The 22680-nt window shown below is 38.2% G+C and carries 23 protein-coding genes; 9 read left to right on the forward strand and 14 right to left on the reverse strand.

What is annotated here, in order from left to right; genetic code table 11:
• Positions 1-40: 40 nt before the first annotated feature.
• From CA265_15930 to CA265_15965, 8 genes are all read right to left on the reverse strand, one after another.
• Complete coding sequence (locus CA265_15930) at positions 41-1066, reverse strand: uroporphyrinogen decarboxylase (protein ID ARS41062.1); 1026 nt, start codon at positions 1064-1066, stop codon at positions 41-43.
• A 225-nt stretch (positions 1067-1291) separates the two neighbouring features.
• Entirely contained in the window at positions 1292-1807 is a 516-nt protein-coding gene (locus CA265_15935) for a hypothetical protein (GenBank protein ARS41063.1), read from the reverse strand.
• Positions 1807-2511, reverse strand: a complete 705-nt coding sequence (locus CA265_15940) for a DNA-binding response regulator (protein ARS41064.1) — start codon at positions 2509-2511, stop codon at positions 1807-1809. Before CA265_15940 ends, CA265_15935 begins: the two co-directional genes overlap by 1 nt.
• Before the next feature lie 8 nt (positions 2512-2519).
• Entirely contained in the window at positions 2520-3386 is an 867-nt protein-coding gene (locus tag CA265_15945; GenBank protein ID ARS41065.1) for a two-component sensor histidine kinase, read from the reverse strand.
• Between the two features lie 90 nt (positions 3387-3476).
• Positions 3477-4847: a glutamate-1-semialdehyde-2,1-aminomutase gene (locus tag CA265_15950; GenBank protein ID ARS41066.1), complete on the reverse strand. Its 1371-nt coding sequence runs from the start codon at positions 4845-4847 to the stop codon at positions 3477-3479.
• A 148-nt stretch (positions 4848-4995) separates the two neighbouring features.
• Positions 4996-5964 (reverse strand): delta-aminolevulinic acid dehydratase, encoded by a 969-nt coding sequence (locus tag CA265_15955; protein ARS41067.1) that lies wholly within the window; start codon positions 5962-5964, stop codon positions 4996-4998.
• A 185-nt stretch (positions 5965-6149) separates the two neighbouring features.
• Positions 6150-7733 carry a hydroxymethylbilane synthase gene (locus CA265_15960; GenBank protein ARS41068.1) on the reverse strand — a complete coding sequence of 528 codons (1584 nt, stop codon included), beginning with the start codon at positions 7731-7733 and terminating at the stop codon, positions 6150-6152.
• Positions 7734-8064: 331 nt separating this feature from the next.
• Positions 8065-9291, reverse strand: a complete 1227-nt coding sequence (locus CA265_15965; GenBank protein ARS41069.1) for a glutamyl-tRNA reductase — start codon at positions 9289-9291, stop codon at positions 8065-8067.
• A gap of 139 nt (positions 9292-9430) precedes the next feature.
• On the opposite strand from CA265_15965, the gene CA265_15970 reads away from it, so the two are divergent.
• The 3 genes from CA265_15970 to CA265_15980 all read left to right on the forward strand — a co-directional run bounded on the left by CA265_15970 (position 9431) and on the right by CA265_15980 (position 11446).
• The gene (locus CA265_15970; GenBank protein ARS41070.1) at positions 9431-9811 is read left to right on the forward strand and encodes a DoxX family protein; all 381 of its coding nucleotides are present in this window, start codon (positions 9431-9433) and stop codon (positions 9809-9811) included.
• 246 nt (positions 9812-10057) lie between these two features.
• Positions 10058-10885 (forward strand): alpha/beta hydrolase, encoded by an 828-nt coding sequence (locus CA265_15975; GenBank protein ID ARS41071.1) that lies wholly within the window; start codon positions 10058-10060, stop codon positions 10883-10885.
• 27 nt (positions 10886-10912) lie between these two features.
• Positions 10913-11446, forward strand: a complete 534-nt coding sequence (locus tag CA265_15980; protein ARS41072.1) for a hypothetical protein — start codon at positions 10913-10915, stop codon at positions 11444-11446.
• A gap of 11 nt (positions 11447-11457) precedes the next feature.
• Here the strand turns inward: CA265_15980 and CA265_15985 are convergent, their stop codons facing one another.
• The 6 genes from CA265_15985 to CA265_16010 all read right to left on the reverse strand — a co-directional run bounded on the left by CA265_15985 (position 11458) and on the right by CA265_16010 (position 18368).
• Positions 11458-12732, reverse strand: coding sequence for a mechanosensitive ion channel protein MscS (locus tag CA265_15985; protein ARS41073.1), 1275 nt, complete (start codon positions 12730-12732; stop codon positions 11458-11460).
• Positions 12733-12980: 248 nt separating this feature from the next.
• The gene (locus CA265_15990; GenBank protein ID ARS41074.1) at positions 12981-14957 is read right to left on the reverse strand and encodes a 4-hydroxy-3-methylbut-2-en-1-yl diphosphate synthase; all 1977 of its coding nucleotides are present in this window, start codon (positions 14955-14957) and stop codon (positions 12981-12983) included.
• A gap of 301 nt (positions 14958-15258) precedes the next feature.
• On the reverse strand, positions 15259-15870 hold the full coding sequence (locus CA265_15995) for a hypothetical protein (GenBank protein ARS41075.1): 612 nt from the start codon (positions 15868-15870) through the stop codon (positions 15259-15261).
• 104 nt (positions 15871-15974) lie between these two features.
• Positions 15975-16958 (reverse strand): hypothetical protein, encoded by a 984-nt coding sequence (locus CA265_16000; GenBank protein ARS41076.1) that lies wholly within the window; start codon positions 16956-16958, stop codon positions 15975-15977.
• A gap of 5 nt (positions 16959-16963) precedes the next feature.
• Positions 16964-17689, reverse strand: a complete 726-nt coding sequence (locus CA265_16005) for a hypothetical protein (protein ARS41077.1) — start codon at positions 17687-17689, stop codon at positions 16964-16966.
• Entirely contained in the window at positions 17679-18368 is a 690-nt protein-coding gene (locus CA265_16010) for a short-chain dehydrogenase (GenBank protein ID ARS41078.1), read from the reverse strand. The genes CA265_16005 and CA265_16010 overlap by 11 nt, the downstream gene beginning before the upstream one ends.
• Before the next feature lie 146 nt (positions 18369-18514).
• On the opposite strand from CA265_16010, the gene CA265_16015 reads away from it, so the two are divergent.
• From CA265_16015 to CA265_16040, 6 genes are all read left to right on the forward strand, one after another.
• The gene (locus CA265_16015; GenBank protein ARS41079.1) at positions 18515-19249 is read left to right on the forward strand and encodes an ABC transporter permease; all 735 of its coding nucleotides are present in this window, start codon (positions 18515-18517) and stop codon (positions 19247-19249) included.
• Positions 19249-20001 carry an ABC transporter ATP-binding protein gene (locus tag CA265_16020; protein ARS41080.1) on the forward strand — a complete coding sequence of 251 codons (753 nt, stop codon included), beginning with the start codon at positions 19249-19251 and terminating at the stop codon, positions 19999-20001. The genes CA265_16015 and CA265_16020 overlap by 1 nt, the downstream gene beginning before the upstream one ends.
• Positions 20002-20021: 20 nt before the next feature.
• A complete protein-coding gene (locus tag CA265_16025; protein ID ARS41081.1) occupies positions 20022-20264 on the forward strand; it encodes a hypothetical protein in 243 nt (80 codons plus the stop codon).
• On the forward strand, positions 20264-20647 hold the full coding sequence (locus CA265_16030; GenBank protein ARS41082.1) for a hypothetical protein: 384 nt from the start codon (positions 20264-20266) through the stop codon (positions 20645-20647). The genes CA265_16025 and CA265_16030 overlap by 1 nt, the downstream gene beginning before the upstream one ends.
• 4 nt (positions 20648-20651) lie before the next feature.
• The gene (locus tag CA265_16035; protein ARS41083.1) at positions 20652-21533 is read left to right on the forward strand and encodes an oxidoreductase; all 882 of its coding nucleotides are present in this window, start codon (positions 20652-20654) and stop codon (positions 21531-21533) included.
• A 96-nt stretch (positions 21534-21629) separates the two neighbouring features.
• Positions 21630-22679, forward strand: a complete 1050-nt coding sequence (locus tag CA265_16040; protein ARS41084.1) for a hypothetical protein — start codon at positions 21630-21632, stop codon at positions 22677-22679.
• The last annotated feature ends 1 nt before the right edge of the window (position 22680 follow it).

Below are 22680 nucleotides of genomic sequence, written 5' to 3' on the forward strand. Positions count from 1 at the left end.
TGGAGTTACATAGCTAATATACAAAAATCAAATGATTCGTTTAATACCTAAACTCTTTTACCACCTCAATTGCATACTTCACATTATCGAAAGGAATATCTGGCATAATACCGTGACCTAAATTGAAGATAAAACCTTCCGTACCGCGCAGGCGTTCGAATAATTTATGAATCTGTGCTTTAATTACCGCTTTATCTGCGTATAAAATATGTGGGTCTAAATTTCCCTGAACGGCAATACCAGCTGGCAAAGCATTTTTAATGTTCAATAAATCAGCGTTCCAGTCAACTGAAATCACATCTGGTTTAGCTTCTGCCATAATCGGTGCAAAAACCGAACTTCCTTTACAGAAAGAAATCACCGGGATATCTTTTCTGTTCAAGTTAGCAATGATTTCCTGGATGTACCGGTGAGAAAACTCCTGGTAATCATTCCATGATAAAGCAAGCGCCCAACTGTCGAAAATCTGAACAGCGTTAACACCAGCAGCAATCTGAAGATTCAGGTAATCAGCCGTTACTTTGGCAATTTTAGCCAAAAGTTTATGGGCCAGCTCTGGTTGATTGTGAATAAAGAGTTTGGTTAATTTAAAATCTTTAGAAGAACCACCTTCAATTAAATAACTCATTACCGTAAATGGTGCACCTGCAAAACCGATTAATGGAATTCTGCTATCTAATCGTTGTTGAATTACTTTAATCGCATCAGCAACATATTGCAATTCGTCTAAACAATCAACATTTAAGTTTTCGATGTCATTAGCCGTACGTACAGGATTGGCAAACTTAGGTCCTACACCTTGGGTAAAACTCAAATCGCCACCCATGGCCTCGCCGGTTACCAAAATGTCACAGAATAAAATCGCAGCATCAATATCCAACAAATCAACAGGTAACATGGTCACATCTGCTGCAATTTCAGGGGTTTTACACATCTCTAAAAAAGAGTATTTGTTTTTAATTTCCCAATATTGTGGCATAAAACGACCTGCCTGACGCATCATCCATACTGGTGGGCGTTCGGTTTGTTTTGAAAATGCTGCGTCTAAAAATAAGTTATTCTTCATGATTTGTATTTGGTATCTCACTAATCGTCACCCTGAATTCAGTTCAGGGTCTTAATAATAAAAAAATGCTGAGCTAAATTTATTGCGTAGCTTTCGGCTTCGCTACAGGTCAGCATGACGAGTGGCCTAAAAATTTTAATTTTGCAAAGGTATAAATAAAAAAAAAACGAAGTACCTTTTTATCAAAAACTGGTGCTTCGTTTGTTCAAAATGACAATATTAATATTATAATTTGCTTATTTCTTTTTCAATTTTAACGATAATGTCTTTCGAGCGTTGCGTTTCAGCAAGTTCTTTGGCCAATTTGGTATATGCTTCAGCCCGCTCCTTATCTTCCTTTTGCAAGGCAATAGTGGCCAAATAGATTAACACATAAGATTTCTCGTTTTTTCCACCAAAGGGAAATCTACTCGCAAGCTGAAAATGATATTCTGCTTTATCAGAATCATGCTCCCTCAAAGCCATTTTACCTTGCATATATTCGTAATAACCTCTTCGGCTTTTGGCCAGGCGTTCTGGCTTAACCACCTCAGCCAATAAGGCTTTGGTTTTGCCGAATTCGTTATTCTTAAAATGCTTCGATGCCATCAAAACCGAACTGTGCTTAAAATGGCTCCAAACAACAAAGGCAAATAACAGCCCTGAAACAGCGGCCAGCTGGTATTGATGATAAAAAACACAAACCAACCCAGCAAGCACAAAAACGGCCATTAAAGCATATCTACCCTTATTATTGTACATTAATGACTATCAGTAAATTTATAGCCTACACCACGGATTGAGTGGAAATAAACTGGGTTTTTCTGGTCTGGTTCGAAATACTTACGGAACGTTAAAATAAAGTTATCAATCGTTCTGGTTGATGGATAAACATCATAATTCCAAACGGTTTCTAAAATTTGCTCTCTTGAAACCGCATCGTTTTTACGCTCGATTAACAGTTTCAATAACATCGTTTCCTTTTTGGTTAACGGTGTGATGGTACCATCATCATGTTTCAATTCGAAAGAGTTAAAATAGATTGTTTTATCACCGATTTTATAAGAATTCAATTCTTTTAAATCATCAGATTTTAAACTGCGTTTTACCAAAATACCTACACGAAGAATTAATTCCTCTAAGTTAAAAGGTTTAACCAAATAATCGTCAGCACCTTTTTTCAAACCTAAAACACGGTCTTCTGAAGTGTTTTTAGCTGTTAAAAACATAATTGGAACTTCTGCATTCTCTAAACGGATTGTTTCGCAAACCTGGAAACCATCCATTTCAGGCAACATTACATCTAAAATAATTAGATTGAAGCGTTCTTCTTTAAAAATTTTAAGAGCGGTTTTGCCATCTTTAACGGCGTGAACTTTATAACCCTCAAGTTCGAGGTTTAATTTGATAGCATCTAACAAGTGATCCTCGTCTTCTACCAATAGAATTCTTAATTTTTGTGACATAATTGAGATTAACTAAATGTTACTTCAAAAATACTTCCTTGAGGCAGATTGTCTTTTACTGTAATATCTGCATCATGGTATTGTAAAACCTCTTTCACAATAAACAAGCCTAAACCTGTTCCTTTCGCTTTTCTGACATTCTCGTTACCAACGCGGTAAAACTTATCAAATATCAACATTTTTTCGGCATCTGAAATACCCGGCCCCTGATCCATCACACTTAATTGAATATGCCCATCAACCTTGTTTAAATGCACATTTATCTCATCACATGGGTTAGAATACTTCACCGCATTCTCAATTAAATTGGTTACTACTGACGATAAGGCAAATTTGTCACCTACCACCTGCAAATTTGGCTGAATTTTGGCATTAATAATCTGTTCGCATCCACAAGAATGAACCTGTAACCTATCTGTAATTTTATACACCAATTCGGAGAAGTTAAATTCCTCTTTAGGAAAAGTATAGGACCGGTTTTCGATCTTGGTGGCCAGCAACATATTTTCCACCAGATCATCCAAGCGTTCAATATCTTTTAACGAATTGTTCAGCAATGAAGTTTGGCGCGCTTTATCCAAATCCCGTTTAACAATGGTTTGGATTGAGAGTTTTATTGCCGCCAAAGGCGATTTCAGCTCATGCGTAATCGACATCAGGAAGTTCTGCTGCTGTTCCCTTAATTTATCTTCACGTTTTAACGATTGGTGAAGAAAATAACCGCCAATACAGAGCAAAAATAAAAATACCGAACCTTCGCCCATAATCATGGTCATGCGGCTTGGCTGCAAACGCACCACCAATGTTCCCCAAGAAATGAGCTGAATCAGTGCATAAAGCAATAATGCGTAAAATATGATAATGGATTTCTTCATTCCCTTCGGTTGATTACACAGATTTTTGGATGACACAGATTATTTTCTCGTCCGTCATTGCGAGGAGGAATGACGATCTTTCAAATAAACTTATTTCTTAAACACCAGATCTAACGCTTCAAAAATAGCACGTTTCGCTTTCTCTAATTCGATCTTAGTGTGTGCTGAAGATACGAAACCAACTTCATATCCCGATGGCCCTAAATAAATTCCTCGATTTAATAACTCACGGTGCATAATTTTGAATTTCTCCATGCTGCCTGCATCAATATCATCAGCCGACTGGATTTTATCCTTATCCGTAAAAGCAAACCAGAAGATAGAACCAATGGTAAATACTTTAAATTTATAGTTACGTGCGGTTGCAAAACGCTGAATACTGGCCACAAATTCTTGCGCTTTGGTATTCAAATCTTTGTAAAAGCTTGATTTATTCAGTTCTGTTAAAGTGGCAATGCCCGCTGCCATAGCCACCGGATTTCCGGATAGGGTTCCGGCCTGATAAACCCCACCATCAGGAGAGATATGTGCCATAATTTCAGCACGTGCACCGTACATCCCAACAGGTAAGCCGCCACCTATAATTTTGCCATAAGTAACAATATCAGGTGTAACACCGTAATGGGCAGCTGCACCTTCAAAACCTACCCTGAAACCGGTAATCACTTCATCAAAAATCAGAAGGGAACCATTATCCGTACAGATTTTACGCAAGAAATGAATATATTCTTCATCCTGGATAATTAAACCATTATTTGCCGGAATACCTTCAATAATTACCGCAGCAATCTGATCTTTAAACTGGGCAAAAGCTTGCTCGATAGCCGTTTTATCATTTAAAGGAACAACAATAGTTTCCTCAGCAAAAGATTTTGGCACACCTGCAGAAGAAGTTTCGCCAAAAGTAACCAAACCTGAACCTGCTTTAACCAAAAGCGAATCGCTATGACCGTGGTAACAACCTTCGAATTTTAAAATTTTATCACGACTGGTAAAACCTCTTGCCAAACGTATCGCTGACATTACCGCTTCGGTACCAGAACTCGTAAAACGGATTTTCTCAACAAAACGGTTGTTTTTGATAATCAGCTCAGCCAATTCATTTTCTAAAGCTGTCGGTGCGCCGAAGCTCATTCCGTTCTGCATTACCTCGGTAACTTTCTCGCGGATTTTAGGATTGTTATGTCCCAAAATTAATGGTCCCCAGCTGCCACAGAAATCGATAAACTGATTGCCATCAGCATCCCATATATAACAGCCGTCACCTTTTTCGATAAAAAGAGGTGTACCGTAAACCGATTTAAAAGCTCTTACCGGTGAGTTTACCCCACCAGGGAAATACGTTTTTGATTTCTCGTATAACTCGGCAGATTTTACCCTCGAAATATCAGGTTTACTTCCTGTATTTACCGGAATATCGGCTTCGTTGCCTGAAAACATTTTTTTTAATGAATCTAACATCTTTTGTTAAGGTATGAGGCAAAAGGTTTAAGGTTTAAGACACAAAGCCTAAGCTTATAAAACACTAAATACCTATTTATTGTGTATGAAATGGAAATATCGGATTAGCAAGGAAAACCCTAAGCCTTAAACCCTCTACCTTCCACCTCTATAGCCAATTGTTATTTAAAATATCTTTAATGTGATATGTAGTTATAATACTTGCGCCAGCACGGGCAAAGGCATGCATGGTTTCCATCACTACTTTTTGTTCGTCTATCCAGCCACGTTCGGCAGCTGCTTTTACCATTGAGTATTCGCCCGAAACGTTGTAAACTGCAATTGGTAAATTGGTATCTTGTTTTAACCGTTGGATAATGTCCAAATAGGCTAAACCTGGTTTCACCATTAATACATCAGCACCTTCCTGTTCATCTAAAGCGGCTTCTCGCAGCGCCTCCAACGGGTTTCTGAAATCCATCTGATAAGCCTTTCTGTCGCCTTTACTTGGCGCACAGTCTGCAGCCTCCCTAAAAGGACCATAATAGGCAGAAGCAAATTTTGTAGCGTGGCTCATAATGGCTGCATTTACAAAACCGTTTTCATCTAAAAGATTACGCATCGCCTCAATCCTTCCGTCCATCATGTCCGACGGCGCAAACATATCCGCCCCAGCTTCGGCATGCGTTAAAGCCATTTTTGCAATTACTTCAACCGTTTTATCGTTTTGAACATAATCGTTCTCTAAAATACCGCAATGACCATGGGTGGTATAAGAACAAACGCAAACATCGGTAATGACATATAAATCATCTCCAAATTGTTTTTTGAGCTCACGAACCGCCGTTGGTACTAAAGAATGATCGTGATAAGCAGACTTTGCATCTTCCGATTTTTCATCACCAACACCAAAAAGCATAATTTTGTTAAGGCCTTTTTTCATTCCAGCCTCAACATCTTTTACCAGCGTATCAACCGAATAATGGTTTACCCCTGGCATGGCATCGATAGCGTGGGTTACATTATTGCCTGGCACCACAAAATAAGGGTACACAAACATATCTTTCGATAACCGTGTTTCGGCTACCATCTCTCTCACTAAAGGATTTTTCCTTAATCTGCGCGGACGATTTAACATTTTTTCAAGTATTTAGTATCAAGAGCTGAAGCATCGACATTTTAGTATCGAGTATCAAGACTTGAATATCCTATATTTTTTTCTTTCGGATTGATCAGATTAGATAATTACACAAATTTTGGATTTCATAAATGGTTTTCCGCTGATTTGTGCCTTTTACCTTACACCCTAAACCTTCTTCCTTCCTATCTCATCTCTATCCCAAAAACTGCTTCAGCCAATCCAATTTCATCAGGCGAATAAGGCAATGCATACTTCACGCCCATTTCATCAAATTTCTTACCGGTAGAATTTCCGATGGCGATTACCTGCTGGCCGGGTTCCAATAAATTATCAGCGAAATAAGCATCAACATTTGATGGGCTGGTAAAAATCAATACATCGGCATAACTTTGATCAATATCATCTTCTATTACCGTTTCGTAAATTGGCAGATCGATTATTTTAGCATCAGCCGGTAATGATTTTTGAATCGATTGTAAAGAATCCTGTGCTCTTGGAAACAATATTTGCTGACCGCCAACCAATTGCGCAAAATCTTCTGCAACTTCGGTAATATCGCCACTCTCGCCAACAAAATCGGCAAAATGACCAAACTTACGCAAAGCATCTTCCGAACCTCTTCCCACTACACCAAATTTCGTTTTCTTAGGCAATACTGGTTTTAAGTTGAAAAAATATTCTACACTATTGCGGCTACTGAAGAAAACCCAATCCACATGTCTTAAGATAAACTGATCTAAAACAGTTACGATCGGGAACGTACGGATTAACGAACGTCCTTCTATTTCAATATTATTATTTTCTAATGCCCTACGGAAATAACTGTGTTCGCCAATCTCGCGCGAGATGAAAACCTTTGCGGGTTTCTTTCTTTCTACATTAAATTTGGCTACAATTTTTTCTGCCAAACCTTCGGTACTTTCTGCACGTAAAAACAAACGCTCAGGAAAATGATCAGCAGTTTCGGCCTTTGAAGTCCAAATTTCGAATTTTCCGTTTTCCTTTTTACAATAACAACCTAAAGGCATGTGGCAACCACCTTCGAAAAGGTTTAAAACCTTACGTTCTACAGTTACAGTCTCTGCCGTTTCCGGATCATGCAGTTTTTGTAGTGCATCAAAAAGTTCGGTATCGTTTTCCCTGATCTGAATAGCCAAGGCTCCCTGTGCAGGTGCCGGTATAAACTCAGTGGTTTCCAATTCTTCCACATGTAAATCGCTCACATCAAGATTTAAGCGCTTCACACCAGCCTTAGCAATTAAGATGGCATCGTAATCTTCATCACGAAGTTTTTGGATACGGGTAGGCACATTTCCACGTAGGTCTTCAACCTCTAAATCGGGACGTAAGCCCAATAACTGCGCTTTACGTCGATTAGATGAAGTACCAACCATTGCTCCTTTTTTTAACGAAAGCTTTTGCGAAACATCTACACAATCTTTTAAAATCAAAAGATATTCACTTGCTTCTTCACGTGGTGGTAAGGCAGCAATAATCAATCCTTCGGGATGTGCAGTGGGTAAATCTTTAAGGCAATGTACAGCCAGGTCAATTGTTCCACCCAAAAGCTCTTCTTCCAGTTCTTTGGTAAAAAAGCCTTTGCCTTCCAGTTTATCTAATCTTAAATTCAGGATTTTATCGCCCTGCGTTTTAATGATTTTTATTTCTGCTTCTATTCCAATTGCAGCCAATTCATCTTTTATATGATTTGCTTGCCATAAAGCCAGGTCGCTACCGCGTGTTCCGATGGTTAATTTCTTCACTATAAAGGTTAAATGAGTTGCAAATTTAATTTAATTAGTGGTTTATACCATGAATTGTTTAAAAATGAGACAGTGAGGTTACAGAATAAGGAATTTAAAGGATTTCTATGACATTACGCAATCGGTTTGTCATTCTAATCGCTAAGCGACACACGTTCCCCATAAATAAAATTTAAATGTTATTTATGTTAGATGGCTGTTGAACCATATCAAGAATGTAAGATGATTGCAAGAAAGATGCTGAAAAAAGTTCAGCATGACGACAAGGGAATTGGTTTCAGGATTTAGCTAAAAGACAAAAGATGTTTGGACTTAGCGTTCTTTGCAGTAAACCTTAAGATTGATTGACCAGAATTTCTTTGGCCATCACCATCGGAACGCTGATGTATTTTTTCTCCATGTAGTTCATCACACGTTCTAAAACTTCGCGCGAGGCCTCATCCATCTGACTAATTTCATCGGCAAACACACCGTTTATGGCTGTATTCTTGATTTCTTTAATCTTTCTTGGCACTTCCTGCATCGCCAGTTCGATACGACGTTGTTTTAAAACAGAGAAAAATTCGGTAATGTTGTTGCTGATAATTTCTTCGGCATGTACCAGTTCGTTATAACGCTCCTGGATATTTTTGCGAGCCACCTCTTTCAACGATTCTACCTCAATATAATGTACCGGGTTGTTATGGATCACGGCTGGCGTAACATCATTCGGGATCGCCAAATCTACAATTACCTTTTTACCTTGATCGCCATTTAACAGTTTAGCGTATAACGCTTCGGTAATAATCGCCTCGGTAGAACCAGTACAGGTAATGATTACATCAAATCCCTCGTTAAAATCTTCAAGTGCGGCTAAAGGATAAGCCTTACCACCCAGCTCGCCTGCCAATGCTTCGGCCTTAGAAAATGTACGGTTGAAAATCGAGAAATTAGAGTATTTATGTTTGTTGAGGTATTTTGCAATATTTTGGTTGGTTTCGCCAGCACCAATAATCAAGATACGTGAGTTGCCACACATATTTAACTCTTTTAACTTACGGTACGCCAATGAAACAACAGAAACCGGATTTTTTGAAATATTGGTGTGTGTGTAAACTTCTTTTGCGGTTTTAACCACGCGGTCCATAATCATACGCATGTAATCGCCTGTAAACCCTGCATCACGACAGTTTTCGTAAGCTTTACGGATCTGAGCAAGAATTTCCTTTTCACCTACCACCAAACTCTCTAAAGAGCATGATGTCCTCAGTAAATGGTTAAAAGCCTCCTCATTTTCGTAAACAGAAACATTATCAAGAAAACGCTCCATAAATTCAGGAGGAAGTCCCATGTCTAAAACAGTCAGGAATCTGGTTACAAATTCCTTGTCGGTTTTCTCTTTGGTAAGGAAAACAAACTCTACACGGTTACATGTTCCAATATAAAAAATTTCGCTAACGGGAAGTTCTGCTTGAACATTCTTCAACCTGCTATCTAAACTCTGATCACAAATAACTAATTTCCCTAAAGATTTCAGGTCGATGTGGTGATGCGTAAAAGCTATTACTTTTAAATATTCCAAGTGCTTCCGTTATTAACTATTATCGGGATACAAAAGTAACATGGTGAAGGCATGTGACTGTCATTAACCTGTAATTTACATCAATTTAGAACGGTTTTAAATAAAGGACTTAAAGATTAATCAAAGCACATTGATTTACATGAACAAACCAATCCGTATCATTTTTCTTTGGATTTATGCCCTCTTCTACGTCCTGGCTGGATGTAACCACTTTTTATCCACTGCAGTATATTACGTAATTATGCCAAAATGGTTGCCTGCTCCTGGCTTTTTAATTTACTTTTCGGGGATATTGGAAATTGTTTTTGGGCTTTTATTGTTGATTAAGAAGACCAGAAAGCTAGCAGCACTGTTAATTATACTGATGTTGATTGCCTTTTTACCCGCGCATATCTACATGATCCGGATGGCACCATTCATATTGGGTAAAATACTGGTCACACCGCTTATTGCATGGGTAAGATTGCCTTTGCAGTTCCTGTTTATCGGATGGGCGTGGTATTATTACGCTAAAGAATAATTTATAAAGTATTCTTTTTTTGAAGCGCAATGTCAGTGAGAATAGGAAAGGCTTTGTCCTGCTGTACATTCCAATCCTTTTGGATAAACCTGGCGAAAAAACAATTTACCTATCCAAAAGGGATTTCCATTTCCATCAGGGCTATTATACTCACAGTTGTGGTCAATATGCTTCTGTTTTAAACACAAAAAATACACAACAAAATAAGATTTCGTAGGTTTATAATCTATACCAATTCCTTAAATTATGATTACGCAAAGCAATTTTAGCCTGAGTGGTGCTGACGGAAAATTAATTATCGGCGATATTACTTTCGATGAGAAAAACCCTAATACCCCCATTGTACTTTTTGTACATGGCTTTAAAGGCTTTAAAGATTGGGGGGCACACAATTTAGTGGCCCGGTATTTTGCCAGCAACGGTTATCGCTATGTTAAGTTCAATTTATCGCATAGTGGAGTTCCGGTTGATGATCCGAAAGATGTAACTGATATGGATGCTTTTGCCAGCAATACCGTATCGAAAGAACTATTTGACCTCAATGCGATGCTCGATTTTATCGAAAAAGCCTACGGTAAAGATACCAAAGTGAACCTGATAGGCCATAGTCGTGGTGGTGGATTATCAATCATCGAGGCTGCGAACGATTTAAGAATTAACAAACTGATTACCTGGAGTGCCATTGGCGATTTTAGCAGTCTGTGGAAAAAAGAGCAGGAAGCTGAGTGGAAAAAGAATGGCAAAATATTCGTAACCAATGCCCGTACCAAAGAGCAGATGCCGTTAAATGTTACCTTACTGCAAGATTTTAAAGAAAATGCAGCAGCATTGAATATTTTAGATGCAGCAAAACGCGTAAACATTCCCTGGTTAATTGTTCATGGCGATGATGATGTGAATGTGCCTTTTGAAACTGCACAAACTTTGGCAGAGGCCAACCCAAATAGCAGATTGGTTAAAATTGAAGGTGCCAATCACGTTTATGGTGCTACGCAGCCCTACACCAACGAAACTTTGCCACCACTTTTGTTTAAGGTTTGCGAAAAGGTAATCACTTTTATAAACGAAGAATAAATTAATTATCTTGGGCTATTATAAATTATGGCTCAAGATAAAATTAACCTCTCAGGCTTTAATCAAGCCATATTTAAGCAGATCTTAATTGGACTAACGTTATCTTTCTGTTTTATTATTTCTTTTGATAGTAATTTTTCACCTGTCAAATTAAAAGCCGAGTTTATTAATGATTCTGAAGGGCATCGCTCAAAAAACGGAAGAGCACATATTTTTACCGCACAAACCTCTAATAAAAAATACAAAATCCCAGCCCAGCTTTTTAATATCATAAATGAAAATGATTCACTGTTAATCTATAGGTCAAAAATAACCGGCATTATCTTATATTATGGTTTGCGGAAACCTGATGTAATTATTGTTTGTAAAGCTCGGTTTTTTAAGGATGATTTTTTTGGACTAATCACCAGTACTTTAGGCATTTTGCTTGCAATAATTCTTTATTTCAATAATAAATTAGCACAAAACGTTACACTTCAGGGAATTTTAGTCTTTTTGATTATCATTTCTTTGGTTTTCCTAAGAAACTACTTAGGTGGAAATTATTTATGGGAGTTCTAATTTTTTCAATGTTAATCATCCCCTCTTCTCACAAAATTACGCATATCACTTCCGCTTGGGCTTTGGAAGATTTCGAGATCAAAATAAGGCACCGCAGCCAGCAGGTGATCAAAGATATCGGCAGCAACTTCTTCAAAACGTTTTAAGCCTTTTTCTTTTGAGAATACATAAATCTCAATGGGAAGACCATTTTCTGTAGCCTGTAACTGACGCACCATGAAGGTTAAATCGGTATTAATATGCGGATTGCTCTCCAGGTATTTTTCTGCATACACCCTGAAAGTCCCGATATTGGTCATGTGGCGGCCGTTAACCAGGTTATTGGGATCTACCGTATTTTCCGCATTGTATCGTTCGATAAATTGCTGTGTTTCTTTCAGGTAATCTTTCAGAAAATCGATACTTTGCAGTCTACCAATCAATTCTTCATCGCAGAATTTAATGCTCGAAATTTTAATATTGATGTGCCGTTTAATCCTCCTCCCCTCACTTTCTTCCATCGCCCGCCAGTTTTTGAACGATTCACTTACAATGGCGTAACTCGGTACAATAGTTACTGTTTTATCCCAGTTTCTTACTTTAATGGTAGTTAAATTAATTTCGGTTACCTCGCCATCGGCACCATATTTCTCTACAGTAATCCAATCGCCTACCCTCACCAGATCGATGGCACTCATCTGTACTGAGGCCACAAAACCTAAAATCGGATCTCTGAAAATCAAAATAAAAACAGCAGTAACGGCTCCAAATCCGCCGAAAACATATAACGGCGATTCGCCCAGGATAATCGACAGGATGAGCACAAAACCAACAATGTAAAACACAATTTTGGCGACCTGTTTGTAACTCCGAACAGGTTTATCGGCATATTTCTTTGATGATTCCATAATGGAAACCAAAGCATTCAGAAATGCATTTACGGCAAACATCACCGCTAACACCATGTAGATTTTAGCAAATATTAAAGCATAAAACAGCCAGTTTTTAAAATCGATAAAAAGATAGGGAACAACATTATAAATGATGTAGGCACCAAATATTAAAGCAAAAGCTCTGAAAACCCTAAATTCGAACAAAGCTTTTTGCCAGTCTGACTTTGTTTTGGCACTTTTTACCACACCGATAAAAACCTGTCGGGTTAAAAATATGGTGATAAACAGAAATAAAACAACCCCAATAAGCCCTATAAAAAAATAAGAATAAATGAGTTCGCCACCGGCAAGGCCTTTGCCAGCGAGCCAGTTTCTAAGTTCGATAAAAAGGGATTGAAACTCCGGGATATTCATTAAGGCAATTTAGGATTTATTGGTCAGAAATTAAACGGCATAGCATTGATTGCTTTTCGAGTGTCATGTTGAGCTTATCTTAAGGTTCTTCGACAAGCTCAGAATGAGATTTAGTATCATTATACGAAACTCCTCGGTCTGTATCCTCACAGATCAAGGAATAAGTGTTTCAATCAAGATACAGATTCTTCGCTGCGCTCAGAATGACAATATTGTGGTTTGTGGGAACACAAACCACGGAGCGCATTTTAAACCTTTTCTACCCAATTGCCATCATCTTTGATAATGTCGATCAGTTCGTCTAAGGCATAGGCAGTCGTTACATTTTTCTTTACCACTTCTTTACCACGGTATAAAGTAATTTTATCAGGGCCAGTACCCACGTAACCGTAATCGGCATCAGCCATTTCGCCCGGACCATTGACTATACAGCCCATGATACCGATTTTTATTCCTTTTAAATGGTCGGTGCGGGAGCGGATTAACTGTGTGGTTTCCTGCAAATCGAAAAGTGTTCTACCACAACTTGGGCAAGAGATGTATTCCGTTTTACTAATGCGTGTGCGTGTAGCCTGCAAAATCCCAAAACTGGTTGAATTAATCAGCGAAAGGTTTTGACCTTGTGCATCAATCCACACCCCATCTCCAAAGCCATCGGTAAATAAAGCGCCGATATCAGTTGCAGCATAAAGCATTAAATGATCGGCATCTACATCCTGGTAAGTTCTTTTTACTATAACCGGGATCTGGATGTTTTTCTTCTGTAAAGCAACAAAAAATGATCTTTGCTCGGCCATGCCGTGTGCTGCTGATGTTTCGAGAATTAATACAACATTGCTTAACTGGTTAATTGTTAAATTGGTTAATTGCTTGGCATCAACTTGAACAAAGTTTAAAAATTCGTCTTTAACTTCTGCCTCTTTAAAAGCTTCAAAAGAAAATAAAGGGTGACAGTTATTTTTATCTTTAAGATGTAACCAGGTTTGGTAATTATAAACTTGCTTTAAATTTCCGGGGAAAGAGAACGATGGCAAATTATCACCTAAAAAGGCTAAATCGCAAGCCTGATCGGCTAAATTATATTTATCTAAACCTGCACTGTAGTTATAGCCAACAGCACTTAAAAAGTAAGGGTCTTTTAAATTTTCTTTCGAAACATCGATCATCACTACCGGATGATGATGGCCGCCAATGTGCTGAACAGGGCTAGTAATACGGCGGTTGTATTCGTAAGGATTGTAAGTTAAGCGTGGGGCGTGGAGCGTAGAGCGTAGATCATTCGACTCCGGACTTCCGACTTCATTCTTCGGACTCCTTAAAGCATAACGGTCTGCCAAAGCCTTAGCTACTGGTGCTTCAAATTCAGGATCTTCGGTTAACGAAACACGAATGGTATCGCCCAAGCCATCTTCTAATAGGGTTCCAATACCAACGGCTGATTTAATACGGCCATCTTCTCCATCACCGGCTTCAGTAACGCCTAAATGCAAAGGATAATTCATCCCCTCTTTAGCCATGGTTTCTACCAGCAAACGATAGGCCTGAACCATCACCTGGGTATTGCTGGCTTTCATCGAGATCACCAGGTTATAATAATTCTGGTCTTCGCACATGCGGATAAACTCCATTGCCGACTCAACCATTCCGCGGGGCGTATCGCCGTAATGGCTCATAATCCTGTCGGAAAGCGATCCGTGGTTGGTGCCGATGCGCATGGCCGTACCATACTCTTTACAAATTTTTACTAAAGGAATAAACTTTTTGTAAATCCGGCTTAACTCTGCATTATAGGCATCCTGCGTATATTCTATATTCTCGAATTTCTTTTTATCTGCATAATTGCCTGGGTTAACCCTTACCTTTTCTACTATACGCGCGGCCATTTCGGCTGCATTAGGCGTAAAATGGATATCGGCAATTAACGGCACATTATAACCTCGGAAGCGTAGTTCTTTTTTAATATTGGCCAGATTTTCAGCTTCTTTAATGCTTGGCGCAGTGATACGAACATATTCGCAGCCTGATTCTACCATGCGGATTGTCTGCTCTACGGTACCCAAAGTATCCATGGTATCGGTAGTTGTCATGGATTGGATCCGGATTGGATTATGCCCACCTAAGGCGATATCACCAATGTTCACTTCACGGGTTAAATACCTCGAATAAGCGGTTAAACTGTTGCAATATCCGCCAGCCAGATCATGTTTTGCCAATATATTTTCCATCTGTTTGCAAAGATAAGGATTGTTGGAATGTTTTAATGTTGGAATGTTGTAATTAAATCGACCTGATCTTATAACAAAAATTCAAAGCTTTTTTTTGGAAATGAAAGAGCCATATTGCCTGGCAATTGCAGTCCTGCTCCCGCTTTGATCGGGTTATTTTTTAACGGTGGGTAGGTTTGGCACCATTGCACCGGCCCAGGTTTAATAAACGGGATGACAGCGGCATCCTCCGATTTTTCATCGGAGATATAGCGTACAGCCCGGCTAACGAAAATAGTGGTATTGACTTTGCTTTTCTAACTTATATCAACCTGTCTTTGATCACCAAAGTATTAGCTGCAATATCGTGCCAGCACTGGTTTTTCTTATTCAAAAAGCTATACAGATAACCAAAAAAAACAGGAATTACAGATAATATTTTAGAAAAATTCCTGACCAGAGAAATACCAAATGAAACCCGGCTACCTTCTAAATCGGTTACTTTAATATTGAGGAGTTTTTTACCAATGGTGGCCTGACCGGCTGATGCTTCGGCAATACTGCCATAAATAAGTTTAATGATAAATATGGATGGGAACGGAATGAGAAAAGCCATAATCCGCTGATCTTTGCCTTCGATAAAAATATAGCTCGTTAAAATAATGATGCTATATATTCCAAAAATAATAAAGTGATCTATCACCGATGCCAGCAGCCTTTGATCGAAAGCGGCAAAATATTGAGGCGCAGTTTTTTGATAGCTAAAACCCAAAAGCTCACGCAATTCGGGAATTGCATGAGCTTCTTTATAATCGTCCATTCCGGGTTTACGTATAAAAGTATTCGCACTGATGTTTAAATCTTTCAGGTCGGTTAAATTATACGGGCCTTGTGGCTTTCCATTAATTACTACAATATATTGATCAGGATTCATTAGATTGGATCAGGATTATGAGATTCTAGGACGGTAAGATCAGCATTTTATAAAGATTCCGTTAATGAAGCCTTACGCCTTCTACCTTCTAACCTTCAACCTTTCTAGTATCTGCTTACTTCAAAGTTACTCAATCCACCATCTAAATTAATAAAGATTTTTTTGGTCGAGGCTTTATAATTTGAGGTTTCATAAACACCATCGCTCAATTTCTCGAAACCTTCGAAATCTTTAGCTGATAAACCGGTTTTGGTTTTAATCCGGCAACCTGAGTTGACAGGCACCTTAATTTTTACATCGGCCACACCAGATTTCACAATTACATCGGTTATGGGCAATAAATCTCCGAATTTAATATCCAAAGCTGCTGCTCCACCATCAAAACGGAAGGTGCGTACTTTGTAACTGGCAAAATCGAAGTTTGCTTCACCAGCGCCCAGTTTCATTAAAATATCCCAGTTGGCCTCTTTATTTAATTTAAAGTTAACATCGTTATCACCATCGCCAAAGTTCCATTTGTTCTTTTTATCATCCATCTGGAAAGTAAGCACGGTAGCGCTATCCGTAAGCAATTTCTTTAAAGAGAAGTTACCATGTTTTTTCTTTACATCGGCATTGATCAACTCAGTGGTTTCGCCATCCAGATTAAATGAGATGCCTCCTCCAGAAATATTTAATACCGTTTTTTTCGCATTATCTGCAGCTACAAAGGGCTCGGATAAACTTAAATGATTATACGAAGTGTCGTTATCATTATCGTCATCATCGTTGTCGCCATTATTGTGTTCGATATTAATGTCGACATCTTTTTTAAAATGACGTCCCCACCAATTGCCACGCTCCGGAACCTGCTGTCCTTTATAAAAAAGAAACGACAAGGCCACCACTAAAACACCAATAGAAATGATACTTCCTGTTTGCGAATTGTTTTTATTGAACAGGATATTTAAGCCTGCAATAATTAAGAATACCGGCCAAAAGCTCCAAACATTGCGCCAATAAAAATTGATTACGCCAAAGTTTTCGAGTAGAAGTACACCGCCAATAAAAAGCAGGATAATACCCCAAATTAATCTATCTAATTTCATTTTATTTATACTTGAGGGTTAGCGGATGTTGAATTATCATCTTTGTTAACTGGTGTTGCTGGCTCATTTTCTACAACAGTTTCGGTAAAATCGGCAGTTTTTTTCTGCTCAGCTTCCTGTTGGTTCTGAAAGGCCGCCCAATCGTTTTTTCTTTTTGATTTAGCAATAATACTTACACCCAGTGCAATAAAGATCAATGGCCACATGTACCTGAATAAATTGCGGATACTAAACCAATCGGGTATAAAATCCATTTCGCGCATCAGGAAGAAACAGCCTATTACTAACAATACTAATCCGCCTATCGTGCGGCCAGTATCACTAGATTTATTGAATTTGTCAAAATTGGGCTGGGTTTCGAAAGGTGTTTTCTGCCCGCCATCAACAGGTTGCGTCCAATTTTGATTTCCTGCATTTGCAGGCCCGGCAAAAGGATCGGCCGTTCCAAATGGTTGTGCATTTGGATTTTTATTACCGAAGTAATCGTTAAATTTCGAGAATCTTGCAGCCGGATCGTTATTAACCGGAACAATAATCCACATAATTATATAGGCTATTAAGCCGCCGCCAGCCATAAATATAGCCGATAATGCAAACAATAATCTAATTATGGTAACCTCCACCTGCATGTAATCTGCAAGTCCCGAAGCTACACCGGCAATCATCTTATCGTGTTCGTTTCTAAAAAGCTTCTTTTCCATAACGTTGTTCATTTTGTGTTTAAAAATCAAGCGGAGTAATCAAAACCTCATCTACATTTACCCCTTTACTTAAGTTTAAAATGGTAAACAAAGTTTCTGCAATATCTTCAGGCTGTACAAATTTTTCATCCGGAATTGTTGTTCCTTCCCACGATGAAGTTTTGGTAGAGCCTGGCAAAAAAGCAGTGACTTTAACATTGTGAGGTGCTAACTCTTGCCGCAATACATGATTAAGACTTAACATCGCTGCTTTTGTTACACTATAACTGCCTCCATTTTTTACAGGTGCTTTACTGGCCACCGAACAGATGTTGAATATATGGCCCCGCTTCGCTGAGCGCATTTTTCTGCCAAAAAATTTACTGATGTAATAACCGGCATTCGTATTTAAATGTTGTTGCTTTTCGAATGTTTCGTCATCCTCATCAAGCAGGCTGCCAGGTAAAAAGATCCCCACATTGTTTACTAAAACATCTACCTGATCTAAATTTATAGCTGTAGAATTTAAAAAAGCATACACTTCTTCTTTAACTGAACAATCGGCTGCCTGAGTAAAAACAGCATTCCCATAAGGGGTTAGTTCTTGTTTTAGCTTTTCAAGTTCGTTTAAACCCCTTGCTACCAAAACTAAATCGTATCCATTTTGGGCAAATTTAATCGCAATAGCTCTACCAATTCCTTTAGTTGCTCCGGTTATTACAGCTTTCATTATTTATGGTTTAATTTTTGTTAACAAAAAACCATATTTATATTCAAAACCACGAATATTTTTGCAATTAGCAAAGAGCGACAAATTTTTATCGTTTCTTTGTAGTAGTATAGAACGATCATTTAAATTAAGCAAATACATACGGAATGAATTTTACCAATTTCGGCAGATACATCCTGCTACTCAAGTCTGTATTCAGAAAGCCGGAAAAACTGAAAATATACCTGAAAGAAATCGCCAAACAAATGGATTATGTTGGTGTAGGCTCTTTAGGTTTAATTGCGATTATCTCTACTTTTATCGGTGCGGTAATGACTTTACAAATTGCTTTCCAGCTGGTTAGCGATTTTATTCCAAAAACAATTATTGGTTCTGTAAACCGCGACTCCAGTATATTGGAGTTAAGCCCAACCATTAGTGCAATTGTACTGGCAGGAAAAATCGGATCGGCCATTTCATCAGAAATTGGTTCAATGCGTGTTACGGAGCAGATTGATGCCTTAGAAATTATGGGTATAAATGCCCCTGGATACCTCATCCTCCCTAAAATTATTTCAGGCATAACCATGGTACCCATGTTGGTTATCATTTCTATGTTCTTAAGTATTACCGGTGGATATATTGGCGGTTCTATTTCTGGTGCTGTTACCCCGGCTGAATATATTCAAGGTATAACCACTGATTTTAACCCTTATACCATTACCGTGGCTTTGGTGAAGGCATTTGTATTTGGTTTCATTATTACCTCAGTTCCGGCTTACGAAGGTTTTTATGTTCGTGGTGGTGCTTTAGAAGTTTCGCAGGCCAGTACCAGAGCAGTTGTAATTAGCTGTATCTCTATTCTTGTTTGCGATTATTTAGTTACTCAACTTTTATTGTAATGATCGAAATTAAAGATATTTATAAATCGTTCTCCGGAAATGATGTATTACAAGGCATTTCCGGAAAGTTTGAAGAAGGTGTAACCAATTTAATTATCGGTGGTTCCGGATCAGGAAAAACAACTCTACTGAAATGTATGGTGGGTTTGCATCAGCCAGATTCGGGCTCGGTGTTATACGATGGCCGTGATTTTACACCCATGACCTACGAACAGCGTATTGAAGTGCGTAAAGAAATTGGCATGTTATTTCAAGGTTCTGCCTTGTTCGATAGTATGACAGTTGAAGAAAACATCATGTTTCCTCTAAATATGTTTACTGATCAAAGCAGAAAAGAAAAGCTTGAAAGAGTTGATTTTTGTTTAGAGCGCGTAAATCTTGCAGGTAAAAACAAATTGTTCCCGGCAGAATTATCGGGTGGAATGAAAAAACGTGTAGGTATTGCGCGTGCCATTTCGATGAACCCGAAGTATTTGTTCTGTGATGAGCCAAACTCGGGTTTAGATCCAAAAACTTCAATCGTAATTGATGAGTTGATCCAGGAAATTACAGAAGAATATAAAACCACAACTATCGTGGTAACGCATGATATGAACTCGGTAATGGGTATTGGCGATTATATTTTGTTCCTGCATGAAGGAAAGAAATTCTGGGAAGGCAGCAACAAGGAAATTGCACATACTGACATTAAAGAATTAAACGATTTCGTATTCGCCAGCCGCTTCATGAAAGCTGCAAAAGATAAATTTTAAGAAAATTCTTATATTTGTACATGACTACGGCCACAAAAAATATCATTCACAAATTGGAAACCTTACCAGAAAGCATGGTAAACGAGGTAGAAGATTTTATTGATTTTTTAAAAGCTAAACATTCGAAGAGTTTTCCAAAGTCAAAAAGCGAACAAAAAAACATTGTTGAAGAACCAAAAAGCTTATACGGCGCTGCAAAAGGCCTTTTTATTATCCCTAAAGATTTTAACGAGCCATTAGATGACTTAAAAGAGTATATGTAATGCGGCTTCTGCTAGATACTCATATTTTTATCTCCTTAATTAATGAAGATAATGGTCTTGAAGTATCAGTAATAAACAGCATTGAAGATACTAAGAATGATAAGTTCATAAGCATTGCCAGTTTATGGGAAATCATTATTAAACTTAATATAGGAAAGCTAATTGTTACCAGAGACTTGGATGAAATGTATGCAGTAATAGATCAATTTAACCTGTCTGTTTTAAACATACAAAAACACCACTTCGACAAATATTTAGCCTTACCGCTAATTCACAGGGACCCTTTTGACAGATTGATTATTTCACAAGCATTAGCAGATAAGCTAATCCTAATAACTGACGATCAATACATCAAAAATTATCCTAATTTAAAGCTATTTTAAATACATGATACAATTACTTGCCCCAACCCACTGGAAAGATTATGAACTGATAGATTGCGGGGATTTTGAAAAATTAGAACGTTTTGGAAATGTAACCCTTATCCGTCCTGAACCTCAGGCCGTATGGAAAAAAACATACTCCGAACAGGATTGGAAAAAAGCGGCCAATATTACTTTCAGGGGGCGTTCGGCTACTTCTGGTGAATGGGTTAAAAAAAATCAATCAATTCCAGATCGCTGGCATGTAGAATATAAAAACAACGAAGTGGGTATTAAACTCCGCTTAGGCTTAACCTCTTTCAAACATGTAGGCGTATTCCCTGAGCAGGCTGTAAACTGGGACTTTATTTCTGCTTCGATTAAAAAATTTAAAACGCCACAGCCTAAAGTTTTAAATCTATTTGCTTATACTGGTGCGGCATCACTAATTGCCAATGCGGCAGGTGCCGAAACTACTCACGTAGATTCGATTAAACAGGTGGTTACCTGGGCAAATGAAAACCAGGAACTTTCGGGATTGAAAGATACCCGGTGGATGGTAGAAGATGCTTTAAAATTTGTTAAAAAAGAGCTTAAAAGAGGCAAAAAATACAACGGAATCATATTAGACCCACCTGCTTACGGCCACGGGCCTAATGGCGAAAAGTGGAAACTCGAAGATCATATCCAGGAAATGATGCAGGATGTAGTACAACTGCTAGATGAAAAAGAACATTTCTTAATCTTAAATACTTACTCTTTAGGTTTTTCTTCGGTAATTGTAGAAAATTTAATCCGCACATCATTCCCATCTGTTAAAAACCTCGAAACAGGAGAACTGTTTCTACAGGCCACATCGGGCATTAAATTGCCTCTGGGTGTTTTTGGCAAATTCTGCAATGTGTAAATGTTGATTACTTTATTTTAAACTACCAGATTTCCACCCTACTTTCATCAAAACAGATTCGGAAAACTGTTTAAACTTTAATTACTTATAATATCTATGAAATTCCCTCAATTAGCAGGCACACTAATACTTGGTTTTGCCGCAATCAGCTTATTTGCCAACTGTAATTCAGACGGCAAGAGCAGTGGCGGTATCGGTAAAATCTTTTCATCTGATTCAACCAAAAAGAAAACAGACTCAACGGTTAACGTAATGAAACCGGTTGATCCAAAGCTTTACGATTCGCTGGTAAAGAAACTGGCAAACGGAGATACTACCGGAAGATGGCCGGTAAAAAAACAACCTTATCCTTTAGCCGGAGCGATTTTACCTTTTAAACGCATTGTTGTTTATTACGGAAACCTGCATTCGAAAAAAATGGGTGCACTTGGCGAATATGCACCTAAAGAAATGTGGCAGCGTTTAAATGCAGAGGTTAAACATTGGGAAAAAGCTGATCCTTCTACGCCGGTACAACCAGGCCTGCACTATATTGCTGCAGTAGCCAGCGGAACACCAGGTAAAGATGGAAAATACATTAACAGAATGGGTAATAAACAGATTGATTCTGTTTTAAAAATTGCCAAAATGCAACCTAACACCATTGTATTCCTGGATCTTCAGGTCGCTTTAAGTACGATTAAAGCAGAGCTGCCTCATATTGCAAAATACCTGGAACTGCCATATGTTCATTTAGGTATTGATCCTGAATTTTCAATGAAAGACGGATCATTACCAGGTAAAAAAATTGGCACCTACGATGCTGCCGATGTTAATTATGTAACCGGTTATTTAGCAGATATTGTTAAAAAATACAATTTGCCTCCAAAAGTTTTTGTATTGCACCGTTTTACAAAGAAGATGGTAACCAATTCGCCTAATATTAAATTACGTCCTGAGGTGCAGGTGGTAATGCATATGGATGGATGGGGCGAACCGGAATTAAAAAAAGGTACTTATCGCCACTTTATACAGAGCGAACCGGTACAGTTTACCGGCTTCAAGCTATTTTATAAAAATGATTTAAAGAAAGAGCCCAAGCGTTTGATGACTCCTGAAGAGCTATTAAAGCTTACACCAAAACCGATATATATTCAATATCAATAAA

It is taken from the genome of Sphingobacteriaceae bacterium GW460-11-11-14-LB5 (assembly GCA_002151545.1).
GTDB lineage: Bacteria > Bacteroidota > Bacteroidia > Sphingobacteriales > Sphingobacteriaceae > Pedobacter.